The 15,392-nt window shown below is 70.8% G+C and carries 13 protein-coding genes and 2 pseudogenes; 7 read left to right on the top strand and 8 right to left on the bottom strand.

What is annotated here, in order from left to right:
* Positions 1-88 precede the first annotated feature (88 nt).
* The gene (locus tag ACZ4WS_RS03090; protein ID WP_467976581.1) at positions 89-1,000 is read left to right on the top strand and encodes a helix-turn-helix domain-containing protein; all 912 of its coding nucleotides are present in this window, start codon (positions 89-91) and stop codon (positions 998-1,000) included.
* 62 nt (positions 1,001-1,062) lie between these two features.
* On the opposite strand, the gene ACZ4WS_RS03085 is transcribed toward ACZ4WS_RS03090, so the two are convergent.
* From ACZ4WS_RS03085 to ACZ4WS_RS03075, 3 genes are all read right to left on the bottom strand, one after another.
* Positions 1,063-1,299, bottom strand: a complete 237-nt coding sequence (locus ACZ4WS_RS03085; RefSeq protein ID WP_467976579.1) for a hypothetical protein — start codon at positions 1,297-1,299, stop codon at positions 1,063-1,065.
* A 70-nt stretch (positions 1,300-1,369) separates the two neighbouring features.
* The gene (locus ACZ4WS_RS03080) at positions 1,370-2,767 is read right to left on the bottom strand and encodes a glycoside hydrolase family 16 protein (protein WP_467976578.1); all 1,398 of its coding nucleotides are present in this window, start codon (positions 2,765-2,767) and stop codon (positions 1,370-1,372) included.
* Between the two features lie 185 nt (positions 2,768-2,952).
* Complete coding sequence (locus ACZ4WS_RS03075) at positions 2,953-4,215, bottom strand: L,D-transpeptidase (protein WP_467976576.1); 1,263 nt, start codon at positions 4,213-4,215, stop codon at positions 2,953-2,955.
* 292 nt (positions 4,216-4,507) lie between these two features.
* On the opposite strand from ACZ4WS_RS03075, the gene ACZ4WS_RS03070 reads away from it, so the two are divergent.
* Positions 4,508-7,207 (top strand): FAD/NAD(P)-binding protein, encoded by a 2,700-nt coding sequence (locus ACZ4WS_RS03070; RefSeq protein ID WP_467976574.1) that lies wholly within the window; start codon positions 4,508-4,510, stop codon positions 7,205-7,207.
* A gap of 85 nt (positions 7,208-7,292) precedes the next feature.
* The gene (locus ACZ4WS_RS03065; RefSeq protein ID WP_467976572.1) at positions 7,293-8,348 is read left to right on the top strand and encodes a hypothetical protein; all 1,056 of its coding nucleotides are present in this window, start codon (positions 7,293-7,295) and stop codon (positions 8,346-8,348) included.
* A 3-nt stretch (positions 8,349-8,351) separates the two neighbouring features.
* Here ACZ4WS_RS03065 and ACZ4WS_RS03060 read toward each other — a convergent pair.
* From ACZ4WS_RS03060 to ACZ4WS_RS03050, 3 genes and pseudogenes are all read right to left on the bottom strand, one after another.
* Positions 8,352-8,813 (bottom strand): annotated as a pseudogene (locus ACZ4WS_RS03060) (MMPL family transporter); the annotation flags it as partial.
* Positions 8,814-8,832: 19 nt separating this feature from the next.
* Positions 8,833-9,600 (bottom strand): IclR family transcriptional regulator, encoded by a 768-nt coding sequence (locus ACZ4WS_RS03055; RefSeq protein WP_467976570.1) that lies wholly within the window; start codon positions 9,598-9,600, stop codon positions 8,833-8,835.
* Positions 9,597-10,025 (bottom strand): MarR family winged helix-turn-helix transcriptional regulator, encoded by a 429-nt coding sequence (locus ACZ4WS_RS03050; protein ID WP_467977156.1) that lies wholly within the window; start codon positions 10,023-10,025, stop codon positions 9,597-9,599. Before ACZ4WS_RS03050 ends, ACZ4WS_RS03055 begins: the two co-directional genes overlap by 4 nt.
* Positions 10,026-10,308: 283 nt before the next feature.
* Here ACZ4WS_RS03050 and ACZ4WS_RS03045 point away from each other — a divergent pair, with 283 nt between their 5' ends.
* Genes ACZ4WS_RS03045 through ACZ4WS_RS03030 form a run of 4 tightly spaced genes read left to right on the top strand, consistent with a single transcriptional unit; the run spans position 10,309 to position 14,087 of the window.
* A complete protein-coding gene (locus ACZ4WS_RS03045; RefSeq protein WP_467976569.1) occupies positions 10,309-11,226 on the top strand; it encodes an SDR family NAD(P)-dependent oxidoreductase in 918 nt (305 codons plus the stop codon).
* On the top strand, positions 11,226-12,098 hold the full coding sequence (locus ACZ4WS_RS03040; RefSeq protein ID WP_467976567.1) for an amidohydrolase family protein: 873 nt from the start codon (positions 11,226-11,228) through the stop codon (positions 12,096-12,098). Before ACZ4WS_RS03045 ends, ACZ4WS_RS03040 begins: the two co-directional genes overlap by 1 nt.
* A gap of 10 nt (positions 12,099-12,108) precedes the next feature.
* Positions 12,109-13,617: an acyl-CoA synthetase gene (locus ACZ4WS_RS03035; protein ID WP_467976566.1), complete on the top strand. Its 1,509-nt coding sequence runs from the start codon at positions 12,109-12,111 to the stop codon at positions 13,615-13,617.
* Positions 13,618-13,631: 14 nt separating this feature from the next.
* Positions 13,632-14,087 carry a MaoC family dehydratase gene (locus ACZ4WS_RS03030; RefSeq protein ID WP_467976564.1) on the top strand — a complete coding sequence of 152 codons (456 nt, stop codon included), beginning with the start codon at positions 13,632-13,634 and terminating at the stop codon, positions 14,085-14,087.
* A gap of 3 nt (positions 14,088-14,090) precedes the next feature.
* Here ACZ4WS_RS03030 and ACZ4WS_RS03025 read toward each other — a convergent pair whose 3' ends face one another.
* Both ACZ4WS_RS03025 and ACZ4WS_RS03020 read right to left on the bottom strand, forming a co-directional pair.
* Positions 14,091-14,939: a hypothetical protein gene (locus ACZ4WS_RS03025; protein WP_467976563.1), complete on the bottom strand. Its 849-nt coding sequence runs from the start codon at positions 14,937-14,939 to the stop codon at positions 14,091-14,093.
* Positions 14,939-15,322, bottom strand: a pseudogene (locus ACZ4WS_RS03020) (histidinol-phosphatase); the annotation flags it as partial. The pseudogene ACZ4WS_RS03020 and the gene ACZ4WS_RS03025, both read right to left, overlap by 1 nt.
* Positions 15,323-15,392: the final 70 nt, after the last annotated feature.

The following is a 15,392-nucleotide window of genomic DNA, read 5'->3' as shown; positions in this document are numbered from 1 at the left end:
TCTGACTTTTGCTGGGGAAGGTGCCCGTGTGTCAGCCTTCGGTGAAAGTGGGACACGGAGTGCGGGACCGAGCCGATGTGAGAAGGACATGGCAGACAGAACCACCCAAGGCGGTGCAGGGAGCGAAGGCGGGTCCCAGGACGGGATCAAGACCTTCCCCTTCCCTGTAGACCTGAGCCTCTCCGGCGTCGGTATGCAGGTCGGCGCGATGGGGACGGGCCGCATCTGGCACGCGGACGCGCCCCTGGAGCGCGTGCACCGCATCGACTTCCACGTCGTGATGCTGTTTCACGAGGGCCCCGTCAAGCACATGATCGACTTCGCCGAGTACGAGGTCTCCGCGGGCGACATCCTGTGGATCCGCCCCGGTCAGGTGCACCGATTCTCCAGCACCGACCACTACCGCGGCACCGTCCTGATCATGCAGCCCGGCTTCCTGCCGCGGGCGACCGTCGAGGCGACCGGCCTCTACCGCTACGACCTGCCCCCGCTGCTGCGCCCCGACGCCGGCCGGCTGGCCGCCCTGGAGCACTCGCTCGCCCAGCTGGAGCGCGAGTACGTCGACACGACCACGCTGCCGCTCAGCCTGCACACGGCGGTGCTGCGGCACTCCCTGACCGCGTTCCTGCTGCGCCTCGCCCATCTCGCGGCGAGCTCCGCCGAGGCGGCGCACGAACGGTCCGACACCACCTTCACCCGCTTCCGGGACGCGGTCGAGAAGGACTTCGCCACCAACCACAGCGTCAGCGCGTACGCCGACACCCTCGGCTACTCCCGCCGCACCCTGGTCCGCGCGGTGCGCGCGGCCACCGGCGAGACCCCGAAGGGCTTCATCGACAAGCGGGTGATCCTGGAGGCCAAGCGCCTCCTCGCCCACACGGAGATGCCCATCGGCCGCATCGGCGTCGCCGTGGGCTTCCCCGACTCCGCCAACTTCTCCAAGTTCTTCCACCAGCACACCGGGACGACGCCGGTCGCTTTTCGGGCGGAACTGCGCTGAAGGGGGGCGGGCCTTCCGGCCCGCCCCCCTTCATTACTTGTAGATCACCCACTACGTGCAGATCACCAGCCGACGCCGAGCGTCAGCCCGGTCGGTGGGTTCGCGTTGCCCAGGATCTGCACCGACGACTGGTGCACGTCGACCAGCGACGCGGGGGTGGTCGGCTGGGACCCGATCCGGACCGAGCCGGAGCCGGTCGAGGTGACGCTCCGGGTGTAGTCGGCGGCTGCCTTCGCGGGTACCGCCCCGGCCAGGCCGAGTGCCAGCACCGTGAGGAGGGTGGCCAGGACGGCGGTCACCAGCCGTCTGACCTCGGTGCGTGGCACTCGGCCTGGCCGGGGAGCGTGTGGCCATCGGTCAACTCCCTTGTCAGTGGCCGAAGTCGAACCAGTTGACGTTCACGAAGTCAGCGGGCTGGCCGCTGGTGAAGGTGAGATAGACGTCGTGAGTGCCGGTGACGGAGGTGATGTTCGCGGGCACCGTCTTCCAGGACTGCCAGCCGCCGGTGTTGGCCAACGAGAAGCTGCCGACCGGCGCACTCGTACGGCTGTCGAGGCGCACCTCGACCAGTCCGCTGACGCCACCCGCCGCGCCGCTCGCGACCCGGCTGTAGAACTGCTTGGCCGCAGTGGAACCGAAGTTGACGCCCTTGTAGAGCGCGTAGTCGCCGTTCGCGAGCGCGCTGATGTTCTGGCCGCCGCCCGTGTCGGTGGTGGTCTCGGTGCCGACGCCTGCCTGGGCGTCGTACGACTCGGCCTGGATCGCGCTGTAGGCGTCACGGTTGCCGGACGGGGGAGGCGTGGTACCGCTCCCATTGGACTGAAGAACCTGGACGTAGTCCACGACCAGCGGGTGGCCGGGTTCCGTGCCGCTGTCCGGGCCGCCGCCGAAGGCGTCCGGGAAGCCGCCGCCCATCGCCACGTTCAGGATGACGAAGAACCCGTGGTTGGTGGCATTCGCCCAGGTCGTCGCGTCGACCTGATTCGCCTTCACCGTGTGGAAGTTGACGCCGTCGAGGTAGAAGCGGATCTCCTCGGGGCTGGTCGACCTGTCCCACTCGGCGGCGTACGTGTGGAAGCCGGCCTGACATGTGGTGCCGGTGCAGGGCGTGTTTCCGCCGATGCCGCTGGTCTCGTTGCACGGGCCGCCCGGGCTGGTGCCGCAGTGCATCGTGGCCCACTCGGTGTTGAGGCCCTGGACGTTCTCCATGATGTCCAGCTCGCCGACGCTGGGCCAGTTCTGGTAGTTGCCGCGGTAGGGCGCGCCGAGCATCCAGAAGGCGGGCCAGTAGCCCTTGGCGGCGGCGCCGGTCACATTGGGCATCTGCAGCCGGGCCTCGACGCGCAGCTTGCCGCCCGCGGGTGGCTGGAAGTCGGTGCGGTTGGTCTCGATGCGGCCCGAGGTCCAGTTGCCGGAGGCGTCGCGGCGCGGGGTGATCAGCAGGTTACCGCTGCCGTCGAGTGCGACGTTGTTCGTGCTGGAGGTCATCGTCTCGACCTCGCCGGTGCCCCAGTTGGCGGCGCCGCCCGGATAGCTGGTGCCGGTGTCGTACTGCCAGTTGGCGGTGTTGACGCCGGATCCGGCGGCCCCGTTGAAGTCGTCGAGGAAGACCTGGGACCAGCCGGACGGGGGTGTGGGGGCGGACGCGTTCGCGGGCAGGGTGGCGGCCGTGGCCGCGGCGGCCGCCAGGCCGAGGGTGCTGAACACAGCGATGAGCACGCGCCGCAGGGGGCCGCGTCTGACAGGTGTGCCGGAAGTTTCACTCATGGGTGCCTCTTCGGGTACGGAGTGGGGTGCGCGGGCGTTTTTGAGAGCGCTCTCACAGGCAGCTGCGCGGCCAATGTGCTCTCTGTCACTCCAACCGTCAAGAGGTGAAGTCGATAAAGTCCTTTCCCTGTACGGGAGTTCAGGCAATGAAACGGGGGGTTTCAGGGACGTACGCGGTGTACGTCCTAGAGAGCGCTCCCCGCCTTCCAGTCCGCCCACGACAGGTTCCACCCGTTGAGGCCGTTGGACGCCTCGACGGTCTTCTCGCCCGAGTTCTTGACGATCACCACGTCGCCGAGGATCGAGCTGTTGTAGAACTTGTAGCCCGCCACGGAGTTGTCGTCGGCGCCCTTGGCGTCGTGCAGACCGACGCAGCCGTGACTGGTGTTGCTGCTGCCGAAGACCGACGTCGAGGCCCAGTAGTTGCCGTGGATGAAGGTGCCGGACGTGGTCAGGCGCTGGGCGTGCGGGACGTCCGCGATGTCGTACTCGTCGCCGAGACCGACGGTCGAGGACTCCATCCGGGTCTCCTTGAACCGCTCGCTGATCACCATGATCCCGGACCAGGTGGTGTGGTCGGCGTCGCCACCGCTCACCGGGTAGGTGGCGAGGGTCGAGCCGTCCCGCTCGACCGTCATCGTCTTCTTCGCCAGGTCGACCGTGCTGACCTGGCGGCGGCCGATGTGGAAGGTGACGTCCTTGGACTGCGTGCCGTAGACGCCGTCCGTGCCCTCGACGTCCTTGAGGCGCAGGCTCAGCGTGATCTTCGTGCCCGCGGCCCAGTACTCCTCGGGCCGGAAGTCGAGCCGGGTGTCACTGAACCAGTGGCCGACCACCTCGACCGCGGGCTCGGCCGTCACCGTGATCGCCTTCTCGACGGCGGCCCGGTCCTTGACGGCCTCGGTGAAGTTGATCGACACGGGCATGCCGACGCCGGAGGTCGAATTCGCCTCGGGAGTGAAATAGCCCACGAAGGTCTCGCCGGGGGACTTCGTGACGAAGGTCGCGGTCTGCTCGTCGGCGCCCTGTGGCTTCGCTGTGACCGTGTACTTGGTGCCCGAGTACGGATTCCTGGTGGAGATCCATTTCGTACGGGCGTCATTGAGGGACCCGGCCAGGGTGGAACCGTCGTTGCCGGTGACCTTGACGGTCGAGAGCGTGCCGTCGGTGACGGTCACCTCGACCGGGCTGCTGAAATCGGCCTTCTTCGTGCCGTCGGCGGGCGTGACGGTGACCGTCGGCGTTCTGACCTTGGCCTTGGCTTGCGTGCTTGCTGCCGTCGTCGCGCCGGTGGTCCCCTCCGAGGCGTCCGCAGAGTCGCTGCAGCCCGTCAGGGCGACGGCCGGTACGGCACCGAGGACGGCGAGAATCCCGCGCCGTGACCACGCGGGCCGGTCGGACCGGCCCGCTGTCTGCCCGGACCGGTTCGATATCTGAGGGACGCCCACGGCACGCCTTTCTTAGATCACCACTGGGGGTGCATCTTGCGCCACTTCCATGGGTTGATCCTTTGAATCCCCGGGCCCCACCTGAGATTCCTGTGAAGACAGCGTGCGGGAAGGCCTGAAACCACGGTTGCCGGGCCGCCGCAGTTTGTGAACAGAGTATGAGCAGCCGACAGGCGCCCTGAGTTTCCGGTGAGATCCCCATGCCGGGAGCCCTTCCCCACCTGTCCGGTCGGAATAGTGAAGAAGGAGTTCCGCTTACCGAGCCCGCAGTACACCCTCGCCGGAGGTATTTGTGATTCCAGCCCGCAAGCGGCACACCGTGGCCATCGTCGGAGCGGGTGCCGCCGGCACGCTCACCGCTGTCCAGCTGTGCGAGACGGCGACCCGCCGCCGGGTGCCCCTCGACATCGTCCTGGTCGACCCGGCCCCGGAAGCCGGAGGCGGCACCGCCTACGCCACCCCCGACCCGCGGCACAGGCTCAACGTGCCCGCGGGTGGCATGAGTTGCTACCCCGACGACGCCGGCCACTTCACCCGCTGGCTGTGCCGGCACGGCGAACCCACCGTCACCGGCACCGACTTCGCCACCCGCTACCGGTACGGCGCCTACCTGGCCGACACCCTGGCCCAGGCGATCGTGCGGGGCCACGGCACGGTCGCCGTACGCCGGCTGCGGACCCGGGCGGAGAGCTGTACCGGCACCCCCGAGGGCGGGATGGAGTTCCACCTCGCCGACGGGGGACACCTGGTGGCCGACAGCGCGGTGCTCGCCACCGGGCCCGCCGCCACGCGGGGCGACTGGGCCCCGGCCGGACTGCGTGCCTCCGGACGCTTCATACGGTCGCCCTGGTCGCCGGACGCCCTCGACGGTCCGCTCGCCGACACCGCCGACGTGCTGCTGGTGGGCAGCGGACTCACGGCGGTGGACCTGGCCCTGAGCCTCGACCGGCCCGGACGCACTGTGCACGCCGTCTCCCGGGGCGGCCTGCTGCCCCAGCCGCACACGCTCAGCCCCGCCGGAGCGATGGCCGCCCCCGACGGGCTCGACGCGCCGTCGCTGTCCGCGCTGCGCAGGACCGTCTACCGTCACATCGGCCGGGCCGTCCGCACCCACGGCGACTGGCGCCCCGCGCTCGACAGCCTGCGCCCGCACACCGCGCGGCTGTGGCGCAGCCTCACCCCCGAGGAACGGGCCGCCTTCCTGCAGCGGGAAGGCACGGTGTGGAACACCCATCGCCACCGGATGGCGCCCGCGACGGCCGAGTCGGTGTCCCGCGCTCGTACCGCCCGGCGACTGCGGGTGCATGCCGCCACGGTCGCGGGCGCCGCCGTCCAGGGCGACGGCCCGGTCGTCGTCACGCTCTCCAACGGCCTTGACGTACAGGTTGGTTGGGTCATCGACTGCACCGGACCCGGACCGCGCCCCGAAGATCCCTTGTGGCGTTCGCTGTTCGACGCCGGTGCCGCGGTGCCCGGCCCGCTGGGCATGGGTGCCGCGACCCGCGACGGCCGTCTCCTCGACGCCGAAGGCCGCGCCGAGCGCCCGCTGTTCACGCTCGGCGCTCCGCGGCGCGGTGAGCTGTGGGAGACCACGGCCATTCCGGAGATCCGCGTCCAGGCCGCCGCCCTGGCGCAGGAGTTGCTCGCACCGTTGACGCCGCGGCGGCGGGCGGTGCGCCGCAGGCCCGTCGACGCGCTCGGGCTCGCCCTGTCCACGCACGCCGACGCGGCCGCCGCCTACCGCACCGGGCTCGACCGGGTCCTCAAGGTCAGGGCCGGAGCCGAGGACGCCTTCGGACGCGCGGTGGCCCTCGACCCCGGTTTCGCGCTCGGGCACGCCGCGCTCGCCCTGCTCGGCCACGAGTGCGGCGCCGACATCGACGTACCGAGGGCCCTCGCCGACGCGCAGCGCTCGGCGCGCGAACGGGCCGACGAGCGCGAGCGGTCCTTCGTGGACGTCGTCACGCGCCGCATCCAGGGCGCCTCCGCGGACGGGGGTGCCGGGGGTGCCGGGGGTGCCGACGCCCTCCTCGGGCATCTCGACACGCATCCCGCCGACGCGCTCGCACTCGCCGCCGCCGTGCCCACCATCGCCTTCTCCGGTATCAACGACCTCGACGACGCCTATGCGCTGCGCCTGGTCGAGCGCACCTCGCCGGCGTACGACGGCCACTGGTTCCACACCTCGCTGCTGGCCTTCCTGCGCCAGGAACAGGGCCGCTTCCAGGAGGCCGCCGAGCTGGCCCACCGCGCGCTGGCCGCCGAGCCCGCCTCCGGCCACGCCGTGCACGCGCTCGCCCACGTCCACTACGAGTCCGGCGCCCACGCGGCGGGCCGCGACTGGCTCGACGCGTGGGTGTCCGGGCAGGGCCGGGGCGCCGTCCACCGGGCCCATTTCTCCTGGCACATCGCCCTGCACGAACTGGCCTTGGACGACCCCGCCGCCGTACGCAGGCGCTGGTTCGCGCAGCTCGCCCCCGGGCGCGTGAGCGGGGTGCGGGCGCTGGTCGACTCGGGGTCGCTGCTGTGGCGGGCCCGGCTGAGCGACAGCTGGCGCGGGCAGGTGCCCGCGGCGGACGTTCTCGACACCGTCGCGCGCGAGGTCGTGGAGCGGCCCGCGACCGCGTTCACCGCGCTGCACGTGGCGGTCGCCCTCGCCGCCGCCGGGGACCTGGCGGCCCTGCGCCGCCTGCGCGACCACGCCGCGGGCGCCGACCCCGTACAGCGCGAGGTCATCGTGCCGCTGTGCGAGGCCTTCGCCGCGCTCGTCGAGGAGCGGTTCCAGGAGGCGGCCCGCGGCCTCGACGCCCTCTTGCCGGTGCTCCGCAAGGTCGGTGGCAGCGCGGCGCAGCGCGAGGTCGTCGAGGAGACGCTGCTGTACGCCCTTGTGGCGGCGGGGCGTTGTGAAGCGGCACGGCGGCTGCTGGGCGCGCGGCTCGACCGCGGGTCGGCGCCGCGGGACCAGCGGCTGCTGGCCGCGCTGCCCGGCTGAGCGGCCTGTCTCGTACGGGGCCCTGTTCGATCACGTGTCGGACACGGCCCCCGTGGTGCGTGTGGCCCTGGGGGAACCTGCCGGTGTGGCGAGACGCGGGGGATGTCTGGTGGACGGTCTGCTGGCCGTGCTGGGGCTCGCCCTGGTGCTGGTCCTGAGCGGGATGGCCTGGCTCTGGATCAGTGGCCGGCAGGACCAGGACGCGGCGCACGACAGGCTCAAGCAGTCCGTGGAACTGACGCGGACCCGGCTGTTGCGGGCGGCGGCGGACGGCACGCTGCTGGGGACCGAGATCGACCGGGCGGTCGCCGGCACGGGCAAGCCCCGGGCCGATGTCCGGCGCCACGGACAGCAGGTCACGGTGACCGCGCTGTTCATGGGCATGGGGGGTGGCTTCGGGGGCCGCACGGAGACCGGCTGCTACCGCTTGGAGGCCGTCCCGGCCGCCGACCCGCCCACTGTTTCCGCGCACGAACTGCCCGCCGCGAGCTGCCGCGACCGGCCGACGACCTCGTACCGGGATCCCGCCGCGGTGGCCGCGGACGTCGTCGCGGAACTGCGCGCGGCCGTTGCCCGCGGGGGGCTCACAGCCGTCGAGCACGCACCTGTCTGGCAGACCTACGGAATCGCCCGGACGGGCCAGGAGACCAAGGACGGCCGACTGACCACTCTCGTCCTGCTGTCCAAGGGGCTCGGCTCGCAGAACCGGGACTGCTACGAGTTCCGCGCCGGGCGGAAGCCCGTCACTGTCACCTCCAGGAAGCTGGAGCCGGACGGCTGTTTCCGCATCGAGCGCGAGCGGGAAGCCCGGGCGGAGGCGGCCCGGCGTGCCGAACTCGAAGCGAGCGCACAGAAGATCGAGCGGCGGCTCGACCGCGCTGTCACCGACAGGAGGCTGACGGACGCCGAGTTGGCACGGGCCCTCGCGCTGCCGAGGACGGACTCGTTGGGCCTGCCCGCGGTCGACGACCCGGTAGCCGTACCGGTCGGCACGGAGCGGTCGTCCGCCGAGGTGATCGTCGTCGCCAAGGTCAATGCCCTGCAGCAACCGGTGTGGAACGAAGGCTGCTACGAGTTCCGCGTCCATCTCGCGAAGCAGTCCGTCACCCGCCGTGCTACGGCGACGGACTGCCTCAACTAGGGTTCACTTACGGGCGAGTTGCTGCCGGGGCGCTGCTTCCTCGCGCACCCCGAACCGGTCGTGCGCCCGCCGCAGCGGACCCGGCGCCCACCATGCCCGCCGCCCGAGCAGCGCCATGGTCGCCGGTACGAGGAGCATCCGCACGACCGTCGCGTCGATCAGGACCGCCAGGATCAGCCCGAGGCCGATCTGCAGGATGGGTGAGAAGCCGCCCGTCATGAACGCGCCGAACACGACGGCGAGGAGCAGGGCGGCGCAGGTGACCACGCGGCCGGAGCGGCGCAGACCGTCCACCACGGCCCCCTGATGGTCACCGGTCCGCAGCCAGGTCTCGCGCATGCGGCCGAGGATGAACAGCTCGTAGTCCATGGCAAGACCGAACGCGATCGCGATGATCAGCGGGGGCGCGGTCAGGCTCAGCGCGCCCAGGCCCTCGGCGCCCAGCAGCCCGGCCAGGTGCCCGTCGGGCCCCCGCGTTGCGCCGCTAAGAGCCCCGCTCGACCGGCGTCTGCGGCTGCCACCCCAGTACCCGCGAGATCCCGCGCGCCGCGAGCCGCACCGCAGGGATCAACGCCGGGACCTGCGCGTCGACTTGGGGCACCACGACCGAGACGGCCGCCACCACTGTGCCGCCCGCGCCGAGCACCGGAGCCGCCACCGACACGGCGTCGTCGGTGACCTGACGGCTGCTCACCGCCACACCCGTGCGCCGGACTTCGGCCAGCACCCGGCGCAGCCGCACCGGATCGGTGAGGGTGTACGGCGTGAAGGAGGCGAGCGGACGGTCGCAGTACGTCTCCTGGAACGCCGGGTCGCCGTGCGCGAGGAGGGCGAGCCCCACACCGGTCGCGTGCAGGGGCCAGCGGGCGCCCACCTGGATGCGGACGCCGACCGCGGAGCGCCCGGAGATCCACTCGATGTACACGACCTCGGAGCCGTCGCGGACCGCCAGCTGCACGTTCTCGTGCGTCGCTTCGTACAGGTCCTCCAGGTACGGCAGCGCGATCTGCCGCAGCGCGAGACCGCGCGGAGCGAGCGCCGCGACCTCCCACAGGCGCAGGCCCACGTGGTAGACACCGTCCTCGTCCCGCTCCAGGGCGCCCCACTCGGTGAGCGCGCCCACCAGCCGGTGGGCCGTGGTGAGGGTGAGCCCGGCCCGGCGGCTGATGTCCGTCAGGGACAGCGCCGGGTGCTCGTGGTCGAAGGCGGCGAGCACGGCGAGGAGGCGGTCGGGCGCGGACAGGGTGGTCATGAGTCGAGTTCGGTTTCCGCGATCCGTTGCAGGAGGGTGTGCAGGGTCTCGCGCTCGGCGAGGTCGAGGGGCCGGAGCAGATCGTTCGTGACGCGCAGGCCCGCTTCGTCGGTGTCGCGCAGGAAGGACCGGCCGTCCTGCGTCAGCACGACGATCCGGCTGCGGCGGTCGTCCGGCGACGGGCGGCGCTCGGCGAAACCGAGCTTCTCCAGGTCGTCGACCAGACCGACGATCGCGCTCGGGTCATAGCCGAGCCGCGTGCTCAGTTCCCGCTGCAGCGCGCCCTCGGAGGTGGCCAGGAAGCGCAGCAGCGCGTAGTGGCGCAGGCGCAGTCCCGACTCCTGCAGGAACGTGTTGAAGAGCTGACCGGAGCGCAGGCCCAGGCGGTACAGCAGATAGCCGGTGTCCGCGTGCAGCCCGCGCATCCACGGCTCCTGGGCGTCGATGGGGGCGGGGTTGGTGGCATGCGGCTGGCCTGCGATGACGGGCTCCCTGGGCCGGGCCCCGGGCGGGGGCGGTTCGTACGTACTCGGCACGACATCACGCCGTACTCCGCACAGCATGACGCACGGACGAGTCGGCAACAACTATTGACGTCAACAATTATTGTCTTTAGCTTCGATCTCGTAGCCGCAGCACCGAACGTGAAGCCGCGCTTCCAGCGGCTCACCGCATCTTGAGCCGACCGCATCTCGAAGGGACCCCCTCGTGCCCAGCATCGATCTCACCGGCAAGGTGGCCGTCGTCACCGGCAGTGGCCGTGGCCTCGGCCTGGCCTACGCACACGCCCTCGCGGCCGTGGGCGCCTCCGTGGTCGTCAACGACGTCGACGAGGCCGTGGCCGAGCAGGCCGTGAAGTCCATCACCGAGGCCGGCGGCAGGGCCGTGGCCGAGGTGGTCGCGGTCGGTACCAGCGAGGCCGCGGACCGGCTCGTGGCCCGCGCGGTCGAGGAGTTCGGACGGCTCGACATCCTGGTCACCAACGCGGGCATCCTGCGCGACAAGGTGCTGTGGAAGATGACCGACGACGACTTCGACGCGGTGATCACCACCCATCTGAAGGGCACCTTCACCTGCGCCCGCGCCGCCGCCGTGCGGATGCGCGAGCAGGGCGAGGGCGGCTCCCTGATCCTGGTCGGCTCGCCGGCCGGGCAGCGCGGGAACTTCGGCCAGACGAACTACGCCGCCGCGAAGGCGGGCATCGCCGCCATGGCCCGTACCTGGTCGATGGAGCTGGGCCGCGCGGGCATCACCGTCAACGCGATCGTGCCGGTCGCGGCCACCGCGATGACCGAGACCATCCCCGTCTTCGCCCCCTACATCGAGGCCATGAGGAACGGCGAGCCGCTGCCCGACTTCCTCCGCAAGGGCGAGGGCTTCGGCACCCCCGAGGACTGCGCGGCCCTCGTTCCCTTCCTCGCCTCGGAGGCCGCGCGCGGTGTCACCGGGCAAGCCATCGGCATCGGCGGCGACAAGGTGGCACTCTGGTCGCATCCGCAGGAGATCAAGGCGGCGTACGCGGACGGCGGCTGGACCCCGGACACCCTCGCCGACGCCTGGGCCACCTCCGTCGGCGCCGAACCGCAGACCGTAGGGATCCCCGCGCCCAAGCTGCCGGAGGCGTGATGGACCTGAACGAACTCGTCGCGATCGACGTCCACACCCACGCCGAGGTGTCGTCGAAGGGCCACTCCTCGCTCGACGACGATCTGCATGACGCCTCCAGCGCCTACTTCAAGGTCGAGGGCAAGCGGAAGCCCACCCTGGAGGAGACGGCCGCCTACTACCGCGAGCGGAAGATGGCCGCCGTGATCTTCACGGTCGACGCCGAGTCCGCCACCGGCACCGAGCCCGTCCCGAACGAGGAGGTCGCCGAGGCGGCCGCCGCCAACCCGGACGTGCTGATTCCCTTCGCCTCCATCGACCCCTTCCGCGGCAAGGCGGGGGTCAAGCAGGCCCGCCGCCTGGTCGAGGAGTACGGGGTGAAGGGCTTCAAGTTCCACCCCAGCATCCAGGGCTTCTTCCCCAACGACAGGTCGGTGGCGTACGACCTGTACGAGGTGATCGAGGAGACCGGCGCGATCGCCCTCTTCCACACCGGGCAGACGGGGATCGGCGCCGGAGTGCCCGGCGGCGGCGGGATCCGGCTCAAGTACTCGAACCCGCTGCACGTCGACGACGTCGCGGCCGACTTCCCGCACCTGAAGATCATCCTGGCGCACCCGTCCTTCCCCTGGCAGGACGAGGCCCTCGCCGTGGCCACGCACAAGCCGGGCGTGCACATCGACCTGTCCGGCTGGTCGCCGAAGTACTTTCCGCCGCAGCTGGTGCAGTACGCCAACACGCTGCTGAAGGACAAGGTGCTCTTCGGCTCCGACTTCCCCGTCCTCACCCCCGACCGCTGGCTCGCCGACTTCGAGAAGCTGCCGATCAAGGACGAGGTCAAGCCGAAGATCCTCAAGGAGAACGCCGCCCGTCTGCTCGGGCTCACACCGTAAGGGGCATCGGATGCGCAATGAGGGACTGGGGTCATGGCCCGCACGCCGGGCCCGCAAGACCCCGCACCGCACCGCCCTGATCCACGGCGACAACAGCGTGAGCTACGCCGAGCTGTACGCACGCACGACCCGTCTCGCACAGGCCCTGCGCGCCCTGGGCCTGCGCCGCGGCGACCGGGTCGCCTACCTCGGCCCCAACCATCCGTCGTACCTCGAGACCCTCTTCGCGGCGGGCATGCTGGGCGCGGTCTTCGTACCGCTCAACCCCCGCCTCGCCGGGCCCGAGATCGCCTACCAGCTGGGCGACTCGGGAGCCAAGGTCCTCGTGTACGCGCCGTCGCTGGCCGGGCTCGTCGCAGGCCTGCCGGGCAGCTCCGACGTACGGACATTCGTCGAAGTCGGCGCCCGCTACGAGGAGTTGATCGCCGGAGCCGCCGACGAGCCGGTCGACCAGCCCGTCACCGCCGACGACACCTGCATCATCATGTACACCTCGGGCACGACGGGCCGCCCCAAGGGCGCGATGCTCACCCACGGCAATCTGACCTGGAACGCGGTCAACGTGCTCGTCGACCACGATCTGATCACCGACGAACGCGCCCTGGTCTCCGCCCCGTTGTTCCACACGGCCGGGCTCAACATGCTCGCCCTGCCGGTGCTCCTCAAAGGCGGCACCTGCGTCCTGGTCGAGTCCTTCGACCCGGCGGCCACCTTCGACCTGATCGAACGGCACCGGATCACCTTCATGTTCGGCGTGCCGACCATGTTCGACCAGGTGGCCCGCCATCCGCGCTGGGCCGACGCCGACCTGTCCTCGCTGCGCATCCTCACCTGCGGCGGCTCACCCGTGCCGACCCCGCTCATCGCCGCCTACCAGGAACGCGGGCTCACCTTCCTCCAGGGGTACGGCATGACCGAGGCCGCGCCCGGCACCCTCTTCCTGGACGCGGAACACGCGGTCGGCAAGGCGGGTTCGGCGGGGGTGCCGCACTTCTTCAGCGATGTTCGGGTGGTACGGCCCGACTTCACGCCGGTCGACGTCGGGGAGACGGGCGAAGTGATCGTCCGCGGGCCGCACGTCATGCCCGGCTACTGGGGCCTGCCCGACGAGACGGCCGCCGTCTTCGCCGACGGCTGGTTCCGCAGCGGGGACGCCGCACGCGTCGACGAGGACGGCTATGTCTTCATCGTCGACCGCATCAAGGACATGATCATCTCGGGCGGCGAGAACATCTATCCCGCCGAGATCGAGGACCTGCTCCTCGCCCACCCCGACATCGTCGAGTGCGCCGTCATCGGAGTGGCCGACGACAAGTGGGGCGAGGTGCCGCGCGCGGTCGTCGTCGGCCGCGAGGGGGCCGACCTGGACCCGGACGCCGTCCTGGCGTCGCTGGCCGGACGCCTCGCCAAGTACAAGATCCCGAAGTCGGTCGTCGTCGCGGACGAACTCCCGCGCACCGCCTCCGGAAAGCTCCTCAAGGCCCGTGTCCGTACGCGGTACGGCACAACCGACTCCTAGACAAGGAACGCCCTGTGACCATCACCGTGAACGGCCTCGACGAACTCAAGAAGCTCGCGGGCAGCGACCTCGGCACCAGCGAGTGGATCGAGGTCACCCAGGAACGCGTCAACACCTTCGCCGACGCGACCGGCGACCACCAGTGGATCCACGTCGACCCGGAGAAGGCCGCGGCGGGCCCCTTCGGCGCGCCCATCGCGCACGGCTATCTGACCCTCTCCCTCTTCATCCCGCTCTTCACCGGGCTGCTGGACGTCGAGGGCGTGTCGACGAAGGTCAACTACGGCCTGAACAAGGTGCGTTTCCCCGCCCCGGTGAAGGTAGGTTCGCGGATCCGGCTGGCCGCGAAGCTCGCCTCGGTCGAGGACGTGCCGGGCGGGGTGCAGATCGCCGTGGACGGCACGATAGAGATCGACGGCGGCGGGAAGCCCGCCGCCGTCCTGCAGAGTCTGTCGCGGTTCTACGCCTGACCGTTATTGCTGCCGGTACGAGTACACGGTGGTGGCCAGTGCGCACGCGCCGGGCTGGACGACCTCGGCGCGCAGCGTGCCCCGTACGGCGTCGTAGTCCACGCCCTCCGCCTCGTACGTCCCGTCCGTGCACAGGCTGCGCTGCGGCACGGCGAAGAGGCTGGTGACGTGACCCGTGATCGGCTGACCGTCCAGCTGGTGCTCCAGGTCGACCTGGAGGGTCGGCCGGTCCTCGGGGAACAGCGTGCGGGAGCTGTCGTCCGAGGCGCACAGCAGGCGGGTGTCGTTCACGAAGTCGCAGCCCTGGATGTCACGGACCGGCTTGTCGAGGGTGATCTGCCAGGCCTCCGCCAGGGCGCCGCCCTTGCGCGGGGTCGACGGATTGAGCAGCGGAGTGGGGAAGACCTGGAGCCGGTTCTGGTCGCCCCACTCGCCCGAGACCAGCCACTGCCCGTCGGGCGAGACGGTGGCGAAGGAATTGTTCAGCTTCTCGCCCGGGTTGAGCTGGTGGACGTACTCGTAGCGCCTTCCGGCGGGTGTGGTGACGGCGAACATCTTCGACGTCGCCGTGTCCGGTCCCTGATAGGCGTCGAAGACGTACCCCTGCGCGATGTCCGGGTCGCCGACGTGGTTCCAGCCCTTGATGCGCAGATCGAGGGGGATGGAGGCGAGGCCGCGGTGCAGCAGCGAGCCGTCCGCGCGGCTCGCCAGCCCCTGACCGCCGCTCAGCGAGTCGACGTACGCCGTGCCGGTCTCGGTCCAGCGGGGCTCACCGGCCACCGCGGACGACGTACTCATGCCGACCGTGAAGGCACCCAACAGGGAGGCCAGGGCAAGAAACTGACGTTTCATCAAGAACCTTCCACGTCGACGAAGACCGGGTTCGCATAGAACCACGTATCGACCCACGGGTCACCGTTTCCGGGCACGTGCGGAATCGGACCGTGCGGGTCGATCGAGGCGCCGAGATACCCCGCACCGTTGCGGTTCCCGTCGCTGCCGCGCAGCCGGACGTAGAAGGACTCGTCGCCCGCGACCAGCGGGATGCGCAGGGTGTACGTCCCCTTGCGGCCGGTCACGTCCCACGTGCGTACGACCGTGGTGTCGGGCGCCCGCCAGTCGTCACGGTCGGCCACCGGGCCGCGCACCGCGCCGCGGATCACGTCGACGTGGGCGTGCTCGTGCAGGAGGCTGTGCGGGTTGGGACGCGAGGCCATGGTCACGCTCACGTTCAGCAGATTCTTGTGAGGAACCCCAGGGCTTCGGTCCTGGGAGGAAGCGCATCCTCGCGGCCCGGTGCGGAGC

This window comes from Streptomyces sp. NPDC029292 (assembly GCF_055569295.1).
This window is presented reverse-complemented; position numbering and strand designations above follow the sequence as displayed.